17 protein-coding genes and 2 tRNA genes are annotated in these 19,137 nt (G+C 53.1%); 17 read left to right on the forward strand and 2 right to left on the reverse strand.

Going from position 1 to position 19,137, the window contains the following annotated elements; genetic code table 11:
- Positions 1-188 precede the first annotated feature (188 nt).
- The 7 genes from BAA01_05670 (at position 189) to BAA01_05700 (ending at position 8,016) form a co-directional block, all read left to right on the forward strand.
- Positions 189-1,388: an acyl-CoA dehydrogenase gene (locus BAA01_05670; GenBank protein ID OUM84630.1), complete on the forward strand. Its 1,200-nt coding sequence runs from the start codon at positions 189-191 to the stop codon at positions 1,386-1,388.
- 41 nt (positions 1,389-1,429) lie between these two features.
- On the forward strand, positions 1,430-2,287 hold the full coding sequence (locus tag BAA01_05675; GenBank protein ID OUM84631.1) for an ABC transporter permease: 858 nt from the start codon (positions 1,430-1,432) through the stop codon (positions 2,285-2,287).
- Positions 2,287-3,312 (forward strand): ABC transporter permease, encoded by a 1,026-nt coding sequence (locus BAA01_05680; GenBank protein OUM84632.1) that lies wholly within the window; start codon positions 2,287-2,289, stop codon positions 3,310-3,312. The genes BAA01_05675 and BAA01_05680 overlap by 1 nt, the downstream gene beginning before the upstream one ends.
- Before the next feature lie 13 nt (positions 3,313-3,325).
- Positions 3,326-4,105 carry a high-affinity branched-chain amino acid ABC transporter ATP-binding protein LivG gene (gene livG, locus BAA01_05685; protein ID OUM84633.1) on the forward strand — a complete coding sequence of 260 codons (780 nt, stop codon included), beginning with the start codon at positions 3,326-3,328 and terminating at the stop codon, positions 4,103-4,105.
- Entirely contained in the window at positions 4,083-4,790 is a 708-nt protein-coding gene (livF, locus tag BAA01_05690) for a branched-chain amino acid ABC transporter ATP-binding protein (protein ID OUM84634.1), read from the forward strand. Before livG ends, livF begins: the two co-directional genes overlap by 23 nt.
- Before the next feature lie 137 nt (positions 4,791-4,927).
- Positions 4,928-6,151 carry an ethanolamine utilization protein EutJ gene (locus BAA01_05695; GenBank protein ID OUM84635.1) on the forward strand — a complete coding sequence of 408 codons (1,224 nt, stop codon included), beginning with the start codon at positions 4,928-4,930 and terminating at the stop codon, positions 6,149-6,151.
- Between the two features lie 242 nt (positions 6,152-6,393).
- The gene (locus tag BAA01_05700) at positions 6,394-8,016 is read left to right on the forward strand and encodes a fatty-acid--CoA ligase (GenBank protein ID OUM84636.1); all 1,623 of its coding nucleotides are present in this window, start codon (positions 6,394-6,396) and stop codon (positions 8,014-8,016) included.
- A gap of 96 nt (positions 8,017-8,112) precedes the next feature.
- Here BAA01_05700 and BAA01_05705 read toward each other — a convergent pair whose 3' ends face one another.
- Positions 8,113-8,712 carry a 30S ribosomal protein S4 gene (locus BAA01_05705; protein OUM84637.1) on the reverse strand — a complete coding sequence of 200 codons (600 nt, stop codon included), beginning with the start codon at positions 8,710-8,712 and terminating at the stop codon, positions 8,113-8,115.
- Between the two features lie 375 nt (positions 8,713-9,087).
- Between BAA01_05705 and BAA01_05710 the strand changes: the two genes are divergently transcribed.
- The 8 genes from BAA01_05710 to BAA01_05745 all read left to right on the forward strand — a co-directional run bounded on the left by BAA01_05710 (position 9,088) and on the right by BAA01_05745 (position 14,537).
- On the forward strand, positions 9,088-9,681 hold the full coding sequence (locus BAA01_05710; GenBank protein ID OUM84638.1) for a hypothetical protein: 594 nt from the start codon (positions 9,088-9,090) through the stop codon (positions 9,679-9,681).
- 97 nt (positions 9,682-9,778) lie between these two features.
- Positions 9,779-10,783: a hypothetical protein gene (locus tag BAA01_05715; protein OUM84639.1), complete on the forward strand. Its 1,005-nt coding sequence runs from the start codon at positions 9,779-9,781 to the stop codon at positions 10,781-10,783.
- 190 nt (positions 10,784-10,973) lie between these two features.
- Positions 10,974-11,846, forward strand: a complete 873-nt coding sequence (locus BAA01_05720; GenBank protein ID OUM84718.1) for a branched-chain amino acid aminotransferase — start codon at positions 10,974-10,976, stop codon at positions 11,844-11,846.
- Between the two features lie 127 nt (positions 11,847-11,973).
- Positions 11,974-12,050 (forward strand) — tRNA-Met (locus tag BAA01_05725).
- An 11-nt stretch (positions 12,051-12,061) separates the two neighbouring features.
- Positions 12,062-12,138: transfer RNA gene (locus BAA01_05730), tRNA-Arg, on the forward strand.
- A 484-nt stretch (positions 12,139-12,622) separates the two neighbouring features.
- Complete coding sequence (locus BAA01_05735; protein ID OUM84640.1) at positions 12,623-13,342, forward strand: cytochrome C biogenesis protein; 720 nt, start codon at positions 12,623-12,625, stop codon at positions 13,340-13,342.
- A 34-nt stretch (positions 13,343-13,376) separates the two neighbouring features.
- Positions 13,377-14,111, forward strand: a complete 735-nt coding sequence (locus BAA01_05740; protein ID OUM84641.1) for a hypothetical protein — start codon at positions 13,377-13,379, stop codon at positions 14,109-14,111.
- A gap of 105 nt (positions 14,112-14,216) precedes the next feature.
- Entirely contained in the window at positions 14,217-14,537 is a 321-nt protein-coding gene (locus tag BAA01_05745; protein ID OUM84642.1) for a hypothetical protein, read from the forward strand.
- Here BAA01_05745 and BAA01_05750 read toward each other — a convergent pair.
- Positions 14,494-15,717 (reverse strand): MFS transporter, encoded by a 1,224-nt coding sequence (locus BAA01_05750; GenBank protein ID OUM84719.1) that lies wholly within the window; start codon positions 15,715-15,717, stop codon positions 14,494-14,496. The two genes, BAA01_05745 and BAA01_05750, sit on opposite strands and share 44 nt — an antisense overlap.
- 246 nt (positions 15,718-15,963) lie before the next feature.
- Here BAA01_05750 and BAA01_05755 point away from each other — a divergent pair, with 246 nt between their 5' ends.
- On the forward strand, positions 15,964-18,105 hold the full coding sequence (locus BAA01_05755) for a hypothetical protein (GenBank protein OUM84643.1): 2,142 nt from the start codon (positions 15,964-15,966) through the stop codon (positions 18,103-18,105).
- Positions 18,106-18,150: 45 nt separating this feature from the next.
- Positions 18,151-19,134: an NADPH:quinone oxidoreductase gene (locus BAA01_05760; GenBank protein ID OUM84644.1), complete on the forward strand. Its 984-nt coding sequence runs from the start codon at positions 18,151-18,153 to the stop codon at positions 19,132-19,134.
- Positions 19,135-19,137: the final 3 nt, after the last annotated feature.

Raw genomic sequence — 19,137 nt, forward strand, 5'->3', positions numbered from 1 at the left:
ATAATAATATATTATAAAGACATAATTGGATACATTCTACAACAACTAAAAAATTAAGACTCTTTGTTGACATGATAGGGGTATTTTGGTTAAATTGATATTTGAAAAAGCGTTTTCATATTTCCTGAAGCTTGAGGCATACCTATTCACTTTCTCTGCAAGAAAAAGTGACAGAAAGGGAGATGGAGATGAATTTTGACTATTCGGAAAAGGTAAAAAAATTAATGAAAAAACTGACAGAGTTTATGGAGGAAGTGGTTTATCCCAATGAACCTGTCTACTATCAGCAGCTTGAAGAAAACCGATGGCAGGTTCCGCCGATCATGGAAGAGATGAAAGCGCAGGCAAAGGCGGCAGGATTGTGGAACCTCTTTCTCCCTGACAGTGAATATGGAGCCGGACTGACCAATTTGGAATATGCCCCATTGTGCGAAATCATGGGTCGTTCGCCGATCGCTCCGGAAGTATTCAACTGCTCGGCGCCGGATACCGGGAACATGGAGGTGCTGGTGCGCTACGGCAGCGAGGAACAAAAGCAAAAGTGGCTGATCCCGCTCCTGAACGGGGAGATCCGCTCCTGTTTTGCGATGACGGAGCCGGATGTGGCTTCTTCGGATGCGACCAATATCCAATCCAGCATCGTCCGTGACGGAGACGAGTATGTCATTAACGGGCGCAAGTGGTGGACCTCCGGTGCCGGCGATCCGCGTTGCAAAATTGCGATCTTTATGGGCAAGACCAATCCTGACGCTCCCAAGCATGAGCAGCAGTCGATGATCCTGGTTCCCATGGATACGCCGGGGGTGAAAGTCAAGCGGCTGTTGAGCGTTTTCGGTTACGATCACGCGCCGCACGGACATGCCGAAGTGATTTTTGAAAATGTCCGCGTTCCGGTTTCCAATATCATTTGGGAAGAAGGAAAAGGCTTTGCGATCGCTCAGGGGCGTCTTGGGCCTGGCCGGATTCACCACTGCATGCGGACGATTGGCGTCGCTGAAAGGGCGCTGGAGTTGATGTGCGAGCGGGTGAAGAAACGCGTTGCCTTTGGCAAGCCGCTTGCTGATCAAGGGGTCATTCAGCAGTGGATCGCCGATTCGCGGATCGAGATTGAACAGGCCCGCCTGCTCACCTTAAAAGCGGCCTACATGATGGATACGGTAGGGAATAAAGCGGCAAGGGCGGAGATTGCGGCCATCAAAGTGGTGGCGCCCAATGTGGCGCTGAAGGTGCTTGACCGTGCCATCCAGGCGCATGGTGGCGCGGGGGTCAGCGGCGACTTCCCGCTTGCTTCTCTGTGGGCGCATATCCGGACGTTGCGTCTGGCGGACGGTCCCGATGAAGTGCACCGCAGGGATATTGCCCGCCTGGAATTGCGCAAGTACCAGTAACTGTTATCAGTGAGCGGAAGTGGATAGGGGGTTATGGAGTAATGATTGCACAACAATTGCTGAATGGACTGGCGATGGGCAGCGTGTATACGCTCGTGGCCCTTGGGTTGACGCTTGTTTATGGCATCCTGCACATTCCAAACTTTGCTCATGGCGCCATTTATATGGTCGGGGCCTTTTCCACCTATGTATTCACGATTTCCATGGGGTGGAACTACTGGTTGGCGATTCTGTTGTCCATTATCGTGGTCGGTCTCTTAAGCGTGCTGATGGAGCGGATTGTGTTCTACCCCTTGCGACATGCCACCCCTATTCACGCCAAGATTGCCGCGATCGGTGTGTTGCTGTTCTTGGAGGCTGGAGCACAAGCCATTTGGGGAGCAGAATTCAAGATGCTCCCCACTCCCTATGACAAAGTGGTCAACCTGTTTGGCGTGACAATCACGCAGCAAAAATTGATCATTATCGCGGCGGCGATTCTTTTGATGTTGGCCCTGCACTATTTCTTGCGGCACACGACCACGGGTTCCACGATCATCGCGATGGCGCAAAATCGTGAAGGCGCTTTCTTGGTCGGAATCAATGCCAACCGGGTTTCCATGATGACGTTTTTCATTGCGGGGGGATTGGCAACAGTTGCGGCTTCTCTGGTTGCGCCCATTAACCTCGTGTTTCCGGCGATGGGCCATCTGGTGATCATGAAAGCGTTTGTTATTGTGGTACTCGGCGGGATGGGCAGCATTCCCGGCGCGATTGTAGGCGGTTACATTCTCGGCCTCGCAGAAGCATTTGGAGGGGCTTTTATTTCGACAGATTATAAGGATATTATCGCATTCCTGCTTCTGGTCATCATTTTTACCTTTAAACCGACCGGGCTGTTCGCGAAGGGGGTCCAGTAATGCGCATATCTGTCGCAAAAAGATACGGAACACTCGCTCTACTGGCCATTGCCATTTTATTCCCGCTTGTCGTTCAGAGAGAATATTTCATCTACGTCATGACGCTTGGTTATATTTGGGCGATCAGTGTATACGGGATGAATTTGCTGGCCGGGTATACAGGACAGTTGAGCCTCGCCCATGCCGGTTTCTTTGCCATCGGAGCCTATGCAACCGGGATTCTCACGGTCAAGGCCCACGTGCCTTTCTGGCCGGCGCTTCTTCTGGGTTGTATCATCACAGCCATCATCGGTTTTTTTGTCGGCTTGATCTCCTTGCGAACAAAAGAACATTACTTTGCCATTTTTACCCTGTGCGTTGGCTTTATTCTCTTCTTGCTCATCGAACGTTGGGATGAACTGACGGAGGGGGTGCGCGGCCTGATTGGCATCCCTTATCCCGGAGCCATCGGACCGATTACCTTTGAAAGCGTGACATCCCAATATTACCTGGTCCTTTTCTTTCTCGTCCTGACGATTTTTGTCATCTACCGCATCGTCAATTCACTGGTCGGACGAAGCTTTATCGCGATTCGGAACAGTGAAGAACTGGCCCAAACCATCGGCATCCACTTGATGAAAAACAAACTGCTTTCATTTGTCATTTCCACCTTTTTTGCGGGATTGGCCGGAGGGTTGTACGCTTCGTTCGTTCGTTTCCTCGGGCCGGGGATTGGCAATATTACAGTGACGTTTGACATGCTTACCTACTTGCTGGTAGGCGGAATCGGTTCGATGGCCGGTCCGCTCATCGGCACGCTGCTAATCACTTGGATCACGCAATCGCTGCAATTTCTGCAGGATTACCGGATGATCATTTTCGGACCGATACTCGTGCTGCTGATCATTTATATGCCGTACGGGATTGTCGGCGCTGCCCGCACCCTGTGGGCCAAGTACAAGCTGCGCAAGGCGTTGCCACCTGAGATGAAAGCTCCTGCGGTGAAGGAGTCACTTCAACAAGTTCAAGAAGGATCAAAATCATAGAGGGTGAGGGCAGATGTTGCTGCAAGTTGAGAAACTGACAAAGCGGTTTGGCGGATTGGTGGCTGTCAATGAAGTGGATCTTACGGTAGAAAAGGGAAAGATTACGGCCATTATCGGTCCGAACGGCGCGGGAAAGTCCACTTTCTTCAATCTGATCAGCGGCTTTTTCCCGCCAACATCGGGACGGATTCGCTTTCAGGATCAGGACATTACCCGGATGCGGCCCGATCAGGTGGCCCGCCTGGGGATCGCCCGCACGTTCCAGACCACGCATCTTTTCGAACAGGCTACGGTATTGGACAACATCATTGTCGGCTACCGGTTAAGAACCCGTTCAGGACTGTGGGATGCCATCTTCCGCACGCCTCGTCTGAAGAAAGAGGAACGGGAGAGCCGGGAAAAGGCGTACGAAGCGCTGGAGTTTGTCGGTCTGACAGGGATGGCCGACCGGCTCGTTGCAGACATCCCGCAGGAAGCGAAGAAACGGGTGGCAATCGCCCTGGCGATGGCGACACAGCCTTCCCTCGTATTGCTCGACGAGCCCGCCGGCGGGATTAACCCGGAGGAGACGGATGGACTGGCCGAACTGATCCGCAAGATGGTCCAATCCGGTTTGACGATTTGCCTGGTCGAGCACAAGATGAAAATGATTATGAACCTGGCAGACAAGATCATGGTTCTCAATCACGGGACCAAGATTGCAGAGGGGACGCCAGAGGAAATCCAAAAAAATCCTGCGGTCATTGAAGCCTATTTGGGAGGTGGTGCGGATGCTGACAATCAGGCAACTTGAGGTAAAATACGGGGCTTACCGGGCGCTAAATGGCATCGACCTTGAGGTGCGTCCGGGCGAACTGGTCGTCCTTTTGGGAGCCAATGGGGCAGGCAAAAGCACCATCTTTCGTACAATTAGCGGACTTCAGAAGCCGTCTGCAGGGGAGATCCGCTTTGGGGATCAGGTGATTAGCCGGCTGCCGGCAGACCGCATTGTGCGGATGGGGATCGTCCAGTGTCCGGAGGGACGAAAACTGTTCCCGATGATGTCCGTGTATAAAAACCTGTTGTTGGGAGCTTACGTTCATCGCAAGAACAAACAAATGATAAAGGAAAAACTGGAGTATATTTATGAGCTGTTTCCGATTCTGAAGGAGCGTTCAGGCCAGGCGGCCGGTTCGCTCAGCGGCGGGCAGCAACAGATGCTGGCCATCGGCCGCGCCTTGATGTCAGACCCGAAGCTGTTGCTGTTGGATGAACCTTCCCTGGGTCTGGCGCCGTTGATCGTTCAGCAGATGTTTGAGGTGATTCAGAAGATCAACCGGGATGGAACCATGATTTTGCTTGCCGAGCAGAATGCGCATGCGGCACTGAAGATCGCTCACAGGGGTTATGTTATTGAAAACGGTACCATCGTCATGCAGGGCAGCGCAGCGGAATTGCTGCACAACGACCAGGTTCGGCAAGCTTACCTGGGAGCATAGCACGATGCTGCATACTGGAAGGGGGGTGGGACATGCAATGGGATATAGCGGATGAAAGAATGACTATACGATCCATTCTTTGAAATGACCATCAACCATTAATCAATTATTCAGAAGATTATCAAGGGGGGTAACCAATGAAAGGATTGAAAAAAGGGTTATTTTCCGCATTCGTTTTCTTGATGATACTTTCTCTGGCGGCCTGCGGTGGCAATGCTGCGCCCACCAATACAGGCACGACAGGAGAACAAGAAAATGAAGGCGGCAACGCCGGCGGCGGTTCTGAAGTGGTCACCATTGGCTACAGCGGCCCGCTGAGCGGTGGTGCAGCCTTTTACGGGAAAAACGTGCAGAGCGGCCTTGAGCTTGCGATTGAAGAGATAAACAATGCCGGTGGCATTGAGGTTGGCGGCAAGAAGGTGACCTTTAAATTGGAATCGCTGGACGACAAGTACCAGCCCAGTGAAACGGCAGCCAACGCCAAGCGCCTGGCTCAGGAATTCAAGGCACCGGTCGTTTTTATACCCCACAGCGGCGGGATTTTTGCGGCCCAGCAATTCAATGAGCAGGACAAGTTCCTGATTGCGGCTTACACCAGCGAGCCGAAAATCACGGAAACGGGAAATAAGCTGACCATGCGCATTCCGCCAAAGTATGACGGTTATATCGAGCCGTTCATCAAATATCAGATGGAGCGCTTCGGCAAAAAAGTGGCTCTCGTCCCGGGGACGCATGCCTATGCCAAGGATTGGACGGCGCTCTTCAAGCCGGCATGGGAGGCCGCCGGCGGTGAAGTGGTGGCGGAGAACCCAATGGACTACAACACGGAAACAGACTTTACGAGCGGCGTGAGCAAAGCGTTGAGCAAGAAGCCGGATGTGTTGTTTGTCGGAGGACCTTCCGAACCGACAGCGATGGTCGTCAAGGCGGCCCGCGAACAAGGGTTCAAGGGAGGCTTTGCCATCATGGATCAGGCAAAGCTGGAGGAAATGGCAGCCGTATTGGGCGGGTATGAGCCGCTGGAAGGCGCCATTGGCACGTTGCCTCTGATTCTCAGCGACGCGCCTGGCGTAAAAGGCTTTGTCGAGAAATACAAGAGCAAATACAACAAAGATCCGGGTTCTGAAGCCGGTCTGAACTACATGGCGATGTTCATCATTGCCAAGGCGATGGAAGCGGCGGGAACGACGACCGACGCCGAGGCGATACACAGCCACATCCAGGAAGCCATTGACAATCTCGATGATGCGCATCGCTTGTACTACATTACAGGCATTGACGACGCCGGCGGATTGGTGCATGATGTGCGGATTGCAGCGGTTGAAAATGGCCAAGTGAAAGCGATTCCGATTAATAAGTAACCGAATAGTGGAGGCCGTCACGGGTGACGGCCTCTCGGATTGTTGACAAACACCCTGGTTTCATCCTTCAGTAAACGGAAAACCGTTTTTGTCTGGTGAGCGTTTTTAAAGATAAATATCGTCCATCATTATAAACAATATTCCATAAAATTAGATTTGACAATCTCTTGACCGTTTCATAAACTTGTGATCAAATAGGTAAACGATTTCATAGCAATAGATGAGAAGGAGTGGAAGGCATCATGATGGATTACCCTCTCTTGTTGAAAAGCATTCTTTATCGAGCTAAAACGATCTTTCCGGAAAAAGAGATCGTCTCTCGCGACTACTCCGGTATTTTTCGGTATACGTATGCCGACATGTACAAGCGGGTTTGCCGGCTGGCCAATGCCCTGGACAGGCTGGGGGTCAAAGAGGGTGAACACATCGGCACTTTTGCCTGGAACAACCACCGGCATCTGGAGTTGTATTTTGCAGTGCCTTGCAGCAAACGGGTGTTACATACGGTGAACATTCGACTGTTCAAGGAACAGTTGATCTATGTGATCAATCACGCGGAGGATCGGATCCTGTTTGTCGACGAGGATTTGCTCCCGCTGATTGAAGACATACACAGCGAACTGAAAACGGTTCATACCTATGTGGTCATGACCGACAAACGGAACCTGCCGCAGACCAGCCTGCCCAATGTCTATCTGTATGAGGATTTGCTGGCAGGAGAAAGCGATCAGTATGATTTTCCCACCTTTGATGAATGGACGCCTGCCATTCTCGGATATACGACAGCCACGACCGGGATGCCGAAAGGCGTGATGTATACGCATCGCGGGCTGTACTTGCATTGCCTCAGCGTCCTGGTTGGGGAACTGGGAACGGATGAGAAGGACGTGACCATGCCCATTGTTCCCATGTTTCATGTCAATGCCTGGGGACGGCCCTTTTCTGATACCTGGGTTGGCGCCAAGCAGGTATATCCGGGAAGCAGGCCGCAACCGCAGGATTTCTGCGAGCTGATCCATAACGAAAGAGTCACTTTCAGCGCAGGGGTGCCTACCATTTGGATGGGGATACTCAACCATGTCTTGCAAAACCCGGGCAAATACGATTTCAGCTGTGTCCGTATCTTCATGTCCGGCGGTTCCGCCCTGCCGCAGTCTTTGACGGAAGCCTATCAGCGTCACCTCGGGGTCAAGCTTTATCAGGGCTATGGTCAGACGGAAACTTCGCCGGTGACCTTTGTGAACGTGCCGAAGTCTTGGATGGAAGATCTTTCTGATGAGGAGAAGTTCCGTCTGCGGACGAAAACCGGACTTTTGCTGCCTGGACTGGAAATGCGGATTGTCAATGAGCAGGGCCAGGAGGTGGCACGGGATGGAAAAGAAATGGGCGAATTGTTGCTCCGTGGCCCGTGGGTTTTGAAGGAATATTACAAGGATCCTGAAAAGACAAGGGAGGCTTTTGTCGACGGGTGGTTCCGCACGGGCGATATTGTGACCATTGACGAAAATGGGTATATCCAGGTCATGGATCGGACAAAAGATCTGATCAAAAGTGGCGGGGAATGGATTTCTTCCGTCGACCTGGAAAACCTGATCATGGCCCATCCGCAAGTAGCCGAAGCAGCCGTGATCGGGATTCCGCACGAAAAATGGCAGGAAAGGCCGCTTGCCTGTGTGGCTTTGAAGCCTGAAGCGAAAGGGAAAGTGACGAAAGAGGACATCATCAAGTTCCTGGAGGACAAGGTGGCCAAATGGTGGCTGCCTGACGATGTGGTGTTTGTCGATGAGATCCCGAAAACCAGTGTCGGGAAGTTTTCGAAGAAGACCTTGCGTGAACAGTATGAACAAGGAATCCTGACCAGCTGAAGTGAGAGCGATCGAGAGCGGTTTTGATCGATTCATCCCGGCTTGATGGGTTCAAAAAAAACGGCACCTGGAACATGCCAGGTGCCGTTTTTGGTTTTAACGCGAATAGAACTCGACAATCAGGGTTTCATTGATTTCAGAGGGCAATTCGCTGCGTTCCGGAAGCCGCAGGTAGGTTCCTTCCATGGTTTGTTCATTGTAGCTCAGGTAATCAGGCAGGTATGCCCGATCTTCCAGGGCCTCCTTGACAACGGCCAAGTTGCGGCTTTTTTCACGCAGGCCGATGACATCGCCCGGCTTGACAAGATAAGAAGGGATGTCCACCTTTTGGCCGTTTACCGTGACATGTCCGTGGTTGACCAATTGGCGCGCTCCTGCGCGGCTATGTGCAAATCCCAGGCGGTAGACCAAGTTGTCCAGGCGGGACTCCAATAGGATCATGAAGTTCTCGCCGACGACGCCAGGCATCCTGCTGGCACGGCGGAAGAGGTTCCTGAATTGCCTTTCGCTCAGGCCGTACATATGGCGCAGCTTCTGTTTTTCTTGCAGCTGCAAGCCGTATCCGCTCAACTTCCGGCGTTGGGTCCTGCCATGCTGGCCGGGAGGATAGGGACGCTTCAACTCTTTGCCTGTACCGCTCAATGAAATGCCAAGACGGCGGCTTAGCTTATATTTTGGCCCTGTATAGCGTGACATGGATTGGACTGCTCCTTTCGTGTTCCAGTTCTGTTTTCACGATCACCGCTGAAAACGAATGAAAACAAAAACAAGAAAACCGATGCCTTCGTGCGTCTTTCATGGATATTCAGCCGCTGCCATGAAAGCAAGGCACCAGAGGGTGGGTTTTCCGTATTCCTATCCTGAAAAATACACTGAAAATATTATACGAGGTCGAGTGGTAAAGTCAAGTAAAAAGCGCAAACCGTCGGATATCTTCTCCTCGCCGAAAAAAATATGATGAGGTATAATGAATAATAAAAAATAGTATATCATCATGAAAGACGTCCAATGGTGAACGTTCATCGACTGTTTGATGGACGATGATTGACAAATGAAAAGAGGGTTTCGACATTGGGAAAAACGACTGTCTATCTTATCCGGCATGGCCAGACGGACTGGAACGTGGAACGCAGGTTGCAAGGACACTTGGATGTTCCGCTGAACCAGGTTGGGATTCGCCAAGCGGAGAAAGTTGCGAAACGCTTTGAACCAGATTCCCTGGATGCCATTTATTCCAGTGATTTGCGGCGGGCGAGGATGACCGCGGAGATCATCGCCGCGCCCCACCGCCTGACGGTATGGCTCCATCAAGGGTTGCGGGAAAGGGGTTATGGCCCCTTTGAAGGAAAGCGGTGGGATGAGATTCCCGAATTTCATGCGGGTTTCCGCTCCGATCTGTTGACCGCCGAAGGTGTTGAAAGCTGGCGGCAAATGCAGCAGCGCGCGGTGAAGGCGTTGGAAGAAATCATTTCCCGTCATCTGGGACAGCGGGTTGCTGTGGTGACCCACGGAGGGACGATCAATGCCATCCTTTCCTATTTAGAAGGTCATGCAGAGCCGCGTTACAGAATCGCCAACACATCCGTCACATGTCTAACCTGCGGTGCGGAAGAGTGGACGATCTCCTGGATCAATGACGCATCGCATTGGGATGAAGTGTCTTAGAACCATGCATCCTTCTTTGTTGGTTCACATCCATTTTTCATTTTTGGCGCATGGCTGAGTGAACATTCAGTCGGAACAGGTAGATGGTATAGGGGGGATGACCATGGGGACGAAACTGGCCCCTGATTTGAATATTGAACAGGTGATACAGATTGAACTGCCGACGCGGTTTGCGGTAGGCCCAGTCAATGTTTACCTGATTCAATCGGAAAAACTGACGTTGGTCGACACCAGTCCCAAGCATGAGGAGAACTGGGAGCTCCTGAATCAGGCCCTGCGGGAACACGGATACAGCATCCAGGACATTGAGCAAGTGGTTTTGACCCATCATCATGCCGATCATGTCGGCTTGTTGGAGCGGATTTTGGAAGCCAATCCAGTGCCCGTGTACGGGCATCCCAACTGCCGTCCATGGATTCGTCAAGATCCGGAATTTTACCAATGGCATCAGGCGTTTTTCGCCAAGTTCTATCAGGAGTTGGGCGTTCCCTTCAAGCTGTTGAGAGAATTCCAGGCTTTTCAGAAAGTCATGGAAAAGGTTTCATGCCGGGCTGATTTGACTGGCGAATTAATCGAGGGCACGCCGATTCCCGGCCTTCCCGAGTGGCGAATCATCGAAACCAAAGGGCATGCCCAAAGTCACATTTCGTTGTTCCGGGAACGCGACGGACTGCTCATCGCAGGGGATCACGTGATTAAACATATTTCATCCAACGCTTTGCTGGAACCGCCGCAGCGGCCTGGCGCACCGCGTGTCAAGCCGTTGCTCCAATACATGGAAAATCTCCGCAAGTGTGCCGAGCTGCCGGTGACGTTGACCTTATCCGGGCATGGTCAAGCGGTTAAAGACTTGCCTGCCCTGGTTGAGCAGCGCCTGGAAAAGATAGAGGAACGTGCGGGGAGAATTAAAGAAATCCTGGCGGAAGGAGCGGAAACAGCCTTCGAAGTGGTACAGGCGCTCTTCCCCGATAAGTACGAAAAGGAGATTGGCTTGACCGTATCGGAAGTGGTAGGTCATCTCGATTTGTTATTGGCGCGTGGTGAGATCCGGGAAGAAAAGAAAAACGGCATCCTGATTTATCGTCTTGCAGAGGATGTCTGAAACGGCTTGCCTGAATTCAAAACGGCTTGTCTGATTCGATTGGATATTTTTGCAAAAAATGGAAGTTACCTTGACAAAGCCCGGTTGGCACGCCTAAAATACTATTATATATTAGATTGTTAAATGATTGAACGTTCGCTCAGTATGAACGGGTAGATTGAGGGAGGGGCATGCAGTGCCATCTGAAGAGATGTGGATTTATTTGAACGGAGAATTTGTTCCCAAAAACGAAGCAAAAGTTTCGGTATTTGATCACGGATTTTTATACGGGGATGGCATTTTTGAGGGGATTCGGTGTTATCAAGGGAATGTATTCCGGCTGGATGATCACTTGAAGCGGCTGTACGAATCCGCCCTTTCAATCATGCTGGAGATTCCCTTGAGCTATGAGGAGATGAAGGAAGCGGTACTGGAGACCGTTCGGAAAAACCGGTTGCAGGATGCATATATCCGGCTGATCGTCTCTCGTGGCGAGGGAGATTTGGGTCTGGATCCGAGGAGTTGCCCACAGGCGCAGGTCATCATCATCGCGGGACAAATCAAATTGTATCCGCAAGAGCTTTATGATAACGGGATGGAAGTGGTCACCATTCCCACGCGGCGCAATGTCCCCGATGCCTTGAACCCGAAAATCAAGTCACTGAACTACTTGAACAACATTTTAGCCAAAATCGAGGCCACCAGGGCCGGCGTCATGGAAGCCCTGATGCTCAATACGGAAGGATATGTCTGTGAATGCACGGGTGACAATATTTTCATCGTAAAAAATGGCCGGGTGATTACCCCGCCTACCTATCTCGGGGCCCTGGATGGAATCACGCGGAGAGTGATCATGGATATTTGCAGGGATCAGGGGATCGAATGTGCAGAAGAGCCCTTTACGCGTCATGATGTGTTTGTGGCGGATGAGTGTTTCCTGACGGGCACGGCTGCCGAAGTGATCCCGGTGACAAAGCTGGATGGTCGCAAAATCGGCACTGGTATGCCTGGACCTCTGACGAAGCAGTTGATCGCTGAGTTTCGCAAACGGGTTACGGTTGAAGGGACACCAGTCTACCCGTAATCAACCCTTGTTGTCATAAACCGGATTGATACGGGCCATGCACGTTTCCAGGCCGCCTTGCAGGCGGCCAAAATACCCTTGATCCATTTGATTTTACTTGATATAATTTCATGTGTTCTCATGGCGTGGCGGTGTAGCTCAGCTGGTCAGAGCGTGCGGTTCATACCCGCGAGGTCGGGGGTTCAAATCCCTCCACCGCTACCATACATCATGATGTGCCTGTAGCTCAGCTGGATAGAGCAGCGGCCTTCTAAGCCGCGTGTCGGGGGTTCGAATCCCTCCAGGCATGCCATACATACGATGGAACCACACCTTGCGAGGAGGTGTGGTTTTGTTTTTCGCAAAACAAGGCGACTATCCAGTCAATCGGAAGGCGTATGGAATACAATGAGGCAGATTGTCGGAAAGGAGGTTCAAACATGAGTTCAGGTGGCGGATATGCAGGCGGGTATGGAGGTGGACATTTCCTCAGCACCCACATCGGGATTATTCTGGTGATCTTCGTTCTGCTGGCGATTATTGCGGTTCCATGGTAATCACATGATTTTCCAGACCACAGGGGCTGTCCCGACGTCATGCCACGAGGGGCGGCTCCTTTTTTTTTTTGACACAAGAGTGTCGTTTTTTGACGCGGTAATGCGAATTGACATCCGGGGAAGGCTTAAACTACAATGTGTAGGAATACTCCAGCTGGTATTCAGAAAAGGAAATAAACATGTTTCATCATACATAAGTATGGGATATCCAAGCACTGGGGCATCAGAGGAGGACGAAACATGCTGACCTCGGAAGTAACCATCGGGCTAGCTTTTTTGGCGGGTGTGCTTTCTTTTGTTTCTCCCTGTATGTTGCCGCTTTATCCGTCTTACCTATCCTACATTACGGGAGTTTCATTGGAGCAGATTCAGCAGGGAGGGGGAGGGATATGGCGTCAACGGCAGGCCATGCTGCATACCTTGAGCTTCATCGCCGGCTTTTCCGTGATTTTTTTTGCGCTGGGACTGTCAGCCAGCTTGATTGGCCAGTTGTTTCTCCAGTTTCAGACGTGGCTGCAGATTATCGGCGGTACGGTCATCATTCTGATGGGGCTGTTGATGATGGGCTTTTTTAGCCCAAGCTGGCTGATGCATGAGCGGCGTTTTCAGTTTCGCAACCGGCCGCTTGGATATATGGGTTCGATGCTGATTGGCGTAGCTTTTGCTGCCGGGTGGACCCCCTGCATCGGACCGATTCTGACCGCGGTGCTGATGCTCGGAGCGACCAATCCCTCACAAGGCGTATGGATGATCGCGGTGTATGTGCTGGGATTTTCCCTGCCCTTTTTCCTGATGGCTTTTTTCCTTGGCAAGTTGAGGGGATTGTTGAGGCATTCTCAGATCATGATGCGGGTCGGCGGCGCGGTGATGATCCTGGTCGGGATTTTGCTGATGACCGATCAGATGTCGCGGATCACGATTTGGCTCATCCGGCTGTACGGCGGCTTTTCCGGATTTTAAATGTCGGAGCGACTTCAAGCAAGGAGGAGTGTGTGTGAAGTGGTGGCAAGGACTGGTGCTGCTGGGCTTGGCGGTGGCCGTTATTTGGGTGGCCGGCGAACGGCTCCAGTCTGACGAAGCCGAGCGCCAAAAATTTTCCCAAGCCCCTGCCAGTGAAGCATCTCGCCAAGAACGTTCGGATGAGGCGCAGGGAAAGACCAATGCGCAAGGTGAGACGGAGATGCCCTCCTCTGACCGGATACAGGAAGGGGAGGGGGTAAAGCTGGAACTGGGCGAGGTGGACACGCAATTGCCAAGGGATGCTGCTGGGGCCGAAGAAGGACTGGCCGTCGGCAGGCAAGCGCCTGATTTTAGGCTGCTGGGAATGGATGGTCAAACGTATCAATTGCGTGATTTGCGAGGAAAGAAACCGGTCGTGGTGAATTTCTGGGCCTCCTGGTGCCCGCCCTGTGAGCTGGAGGCGCCCGACTTGGTATATTTGTACGGAAAATACAAGGAACAAGTGGAAATCTTTGCGGTCAACTTGACAGTCCGGGATACGCTGGAGGATGCCCAGGCGTTTGCCCGGCGTTATGGCTTTGAGTTCCCGATTTTGTTGGATCAGAAAGGAAACGTGGCGCGAGCCTACCAGGTGTTGTCGATTCCGACCTCCTATTTTATTGACAAGGAAGGGGTTATCCGGCACAAGTTGATCGGGGTCACGACGCGGGGGCGGCTGGAGGCCATGTTTCAGAAGTTGATTCATGAAAAAAAGGAGCATGAACCATGAACCGTGGAAGGTCATACACCTTCCTTTTTGTTTTCCTGCTTTGTTTTTGTTTACAATTAAGAGAAAGATGCGGATTGATGTAAAATAAAAACAAAGGAGGGGCTCATGCAAAAGATCAAAGAGACGGTGCTGGAAGTCGGCTCGGCCATTCTGCCGGTGACCGTCGTGAAAACCCTGTTGAAGTTTACGTTGATCGGCCTGCCGGTTGAGGTGTTTATGAAATTTTTGATTGGCCAAACGTTCTGCTTCCGACAGCTTCGGACTGGTTATCATGGAAGCGGCGCAGCTCCATCAGCCGGGAAAAGGGATTGCCTTTATCCTCCCGGTGGAGCGGGTGTTCGGCATCAACCATGGGTTGAACCAGGAGATCCAGGAAAAACTTTCAAAACGCCGCCCCTGAGGTTTTCTTTTTATTCACGGTGGTAAAAAACAGGTAACCGATGATGGACAGGACGACCGAGCCGGCGCCGATCAGATAGATCCCGCTGTAGCCGATGATGGGTGCTATAAGTCCGAAAAAGATGGCGCCAAGGCCTATCCCCAAGTCAAAGCTGGAGAAAAAAGTGGCGTTGGCCATTCCCTTGCGTTCGGGCGGCGCATGTTGTACCGCCCAGGCTTGCATGGCCGGTTGGATGGTGCCAAAGCCGGCGCCATAGAGCATGGAGGCGAACAGCAGCATCCACGTGTGGTTCATCCAGGCCAGAAACAGCATCGCGATGATGATCAGGAGGGTTCCGGGGATGAATACGGCCCGGTGCCCCTTGAGGTCATACAGTTTTCCCGCCAGGGGACGGGTGACCATCAGGGTGATGGCATAGAGGACGAAGTACCACTGAATGCCAGCGATTCCTTTTTCCGTAGCGTAAATGGGCAGGAAGGTGGAGATGCCTCCGAATGTCACTGTGATGAACAGGGTGAGCGTGGCCGGAACCAGGGCTGTTTTTTCGACAATGTCCCAGGCGAATCTTGTTGCCGCCGCAGAGGCGGCCTGGATACGGCCGGACGGTGACGGCAGGGGCTGAAAGCGGATGCTGGCGGCCAAGCCCAGTGCGCCCAATCCCAAAAGGGCAGACAGCAGGAAAAGGACCGGAAAGTGGTGCCAGCCGACAATGGCAAGTCCTAGTGCCGGCCCGACGGTCATCGCCAGGTTGATCGACAGGCCGTAGTAGCCCAACCCTTCGCCGCGGCGTCGCGGCGGGATCAAGTCGGTGGCCACGGTTCCAGATGCGGTGGTGGAAAGCCCCCAACCGACTCCCTGGACCATACGCATCAGGAGGAGCAGGAACAAATGGCCAACAAAGGCAAAAGAGCTGACGGAGAGGACCAATAGCCCCATTCCTGCCAGCAGGATGGGCTTTCTGCCGCGGATGTCAATCGCATGTCCCGCATAGGGACGGATCAGCAACGCGGAAAAGGTGAAACTGCCCACCACCCAGCCGATGAGCCAGTCGCTGCCGCCCAACTCCCGAACGTAGAGAGGCAGTGTGGGAATCAACATCTGAAAGCCGAGAAATGACAGAAAATTGGCGGTAAAGATTAACGTAAAATCCCGTGTCCATATCTTTTCTTCCAAGCCGCTCTCCTCCCTTGGCACCTTGACGCTCATTGCAAGCCCTCGAAACGAAGCCATTCGTTGAACCTGGCAATTTTTTCGATGCGCGAAATATCGCCATATAAATATTATCTTTTCAGTCAGAAAGAAGCAAATGATGAGTACAAAGAAAAAACGTGTTACAATAGGACCTGATTCAGGAATCAGGGAGGAGCACGGCGGCATACGCCTTTTTTACAAGGAAGCGATGGAAGAGAACGCCTCTTTCGTGGTTGGCGGGAAAGATGGGAAAGTGGTGAGATGATGTTTCCTGACGATGAAAGCCGGGATCAGGAACGGGTGCCGCTCGATGAGCCGGACATGGCGGCCTATGAAGAGCTGATTGAAGCGGTTTTTGCGCCAGATGGGCTTCTCGCAAAGCGGATTCACGGTTATGAGGTTCGCCAAGATCAGGTGCGCCTTGCCCGGCGCGTGATGGCTTCGCTGAAGCTGGAGCATCATTTGTTGGCTGAGGCGGGGACCGGCATTGGCAAGTCGTTCGCCTATCTGGTGGCGGCCGCCCTGTGGGCGCTGCTAGAGAAAAAAGTGGTCGTCATATCCACGCACACGATTCCCCTGCAGTCGCAGCTGGTTGACAAGGATCTGCCGCTGGTGGCCGAAGTGATGTCGGAGCTGGGAATGGGAGAGCTGCGCTTTGAACTGGCCAAGGGACGGGGGAATTACCTGTGCAAGCGGCGGCTCGAGGCTTACCTTTTAAAGGCGCGGAGCGAAGAAGTGGAACACGCGGACGTGGCGCGGCAGATGTGGCAGCTGAAAGATCAGCTGACCGACGGAGACAGGCCGTCTTTTCCTTTTCCCATTCCGTCCGACTTGTGGACGCTTGTTGCGGGAGAGGCGGATGATTGCCATGGCTCTGAATCCCCTTATTTTGATCACTGTTTCATCCAACAAGCCCGCCGGCGGTTATCCTCCGCTCACCTGATCATCACCAACCATGCGATGTTTTTTACAGATTTGGCGATGAGACAACAGGAAGGCAGCGGAATTTTTCCCGAGTATGACCATGTGATTTTTGACGAGGCGCATCGCATCGAAGAGGTATTTTCCAGTTTTTTTGCGCGGCGTGTCAATTATCAACAGGTGGAACACCTGTTCCGGATGATCCGGATGAGATGGCAGACCTGGATGGACGGAATCTTTGATCAGGAGGTGCTGGAGGCGCTCATTCCTTATGAGCAGCGCATCCGCCAACACCTGCTGGACATGCTGGATCAGGTGGCGCGGCAAGTGTTTTTGCTGCAGCCGGGTGGCGCGAGGCTGGAAGCGCAGGAAGCAGATCAGCCTTTGACCGTGCTGTTGGACAGGCCGCTGCCTGTCTTTCAACGCCTGGAGGAATCGTTGGCTGATCTGGAGCGTTTTTTCCGCCAGCTCCTGGAGACAAAGGTGCAAGAGGAGACCCAGCGCCGGGGAATGGAACGGCTCATCCAGCGCGTCCGTTCGCTGGGAGAAGACATCCGGTTCATCACCCAAGTGGAGGGGGGAGCAGACTGGGCGCATTGGGTGGAATGGAGGCTTGAGGCAGGGGAACAGATTTCAGATGCGTTCGGGCAGCAGATTACGCTGGTGGCACAGCCCATCAATGCCCGGACGGTCCTGCCTGATGCGCTGTTTTCCCGGGTTCCCGTGTCGATGCTTTCCGCCACCCTTTCTACGGAAGGCCATTTTGCTTTTATTGCCGGCCGGCTCGGTTTGGATGAATACGATTCGTTTGTCGCGCCTTCGCCTTTTGACTATGCCAGGAATGCCTTGCTTGTGGTCAGTGAAAAGGCTCCTTTTCCCAACCAGCCGGATGGACAGTATGAACGGTTTTTGGTGGAAGGATTGCAACGGATCTTGACATTGAGTCCCGGACGTACACTGGTCCTCTTTACCAGCTACCGCCAAATGAGCCTCGTCGCGGAACAACTAAAAGCGTGGTGTGAAGCCCGTCAGCGCACCTTGCTGGTGCAGGAAGCGGGCGGGGACCGGGAACGCCTGTTGGAGCAGTTTCGCAAGGATCCTCACGGGGTGCTGTTTGGAGCGGAAAGTTTCTGGGAAGGAATTGACCTGCCGGGGGATGAACTGCAGTGTGTGGTCATCACCAAAATTCCTTTCGCCAATCCGAAGCATCCGGTCACCCGGGCGCGCCTTGACTGGATCGAGCGGTCCGGGGGGGATTCTTTTGACCAATACATGATCCCGATGGCGATTATCAAGACCAAACAGGGATTTGGCCGTCTGATACGACGCGCCTGTGATCGGGGCGCGGTGGTGTTGATGGACAGCCGGCTGGTCAGGAAGGGATATGGAAAGCGGATTCTCTCCAGCCTGCCGCCGGCGCGGCGCGGGAAACTGAAGGACATTCCGCACTACGTGCGTCCACCGCAGACGGCCACTGAATGACATGCGGAATCAATCAACGTGGAATCCAATCAGGGGTGAGGAGCAATGAAAGCTGTCTTAGTCAAAGAACCGGGCGGTCCGGAACAGTTGATGATCGGAGAATTTCCGCGTCCAAAACCGCGGGAACGGGAGATCCTGATCCGGGTGAAAGCGACGGCGGTGAACCGCGCGGACATCTCCCAGCGGCAGGGAAAATATCCGCCGCCGCCGGGAGCGTCGCCGATCATGGGCCTGGAAGTGGCAGGCATCGTGGAAGCGGTGGGAAGCGCCTGCACCCGCTGGAAACCGGGTGACAAGGTGTTCGGGCTCTTGCCGGGAGGCGGTTATGCCGAGTACGCCGTGATGCATGAGGAACTGGCGATGCCCGTTTTGCCGGGGATGACGTTTGAGGAAGCAGCGGCCATCGCGGAAGTGTTTTTGACCGCTTATCAGTGCCTGTTCTGGCTGGGGGGGCTGGATAAGGGACAACAGGTCCTCATCCATGCCGGTGCCAGCGGCGTGGGAACGGCAGCCATTCAGCTGGTGCGGGAGGCAGGAGGACGCTCCATCGTGACGGCCGGTTCTGCGGAAAAGCTGGTTGCCTGCCAGAAGATGGGTGCGGATGTGACCATCAATTACAAGGAAGGCCCGTTTGCGGAAAAGGTACTGGCAGCGACGGGAGGACGCGGTGCGGATATCATCCTGGATTTTGTCGGGGCCTCCTACTGGAAGGATAATCTGGCCGCGATTGCGACGGAGGGCCGGTGGATCATCATCAGCACGCTGGGTGGCCACGAGGTGCCGGTACTGGATCTGCGCCGCCTGATGGCGAAGCGGATTACCCTGGTCGGAACCACGTTGCGCTCGCGCAGCGAGGATTACAAGATCCGCTTGACGCAAGCGTTTGCTTCCTTTGCTTTGCCGCTGTTTGAACAGGGGAGATTGGCGCCGGTCATTGACAGCGTCTTTCCGTGGGAAGAGGTGGCCGCGGCGCACCGGTATATGGAGGAGAACCGGAACATCGGGAAAATCATCTTGAAGGTAGGTTAGTTT

It is taken from the genome of Bacillus thermozeamaize, assembly GCA_002159075.1.
GTDB lineage: Bacteria > Bacillota > Bacilli > ZCTH02-B2 > ZCTH02-B2 > Bacillus_BB > Bacillus_BB thermozeamaize.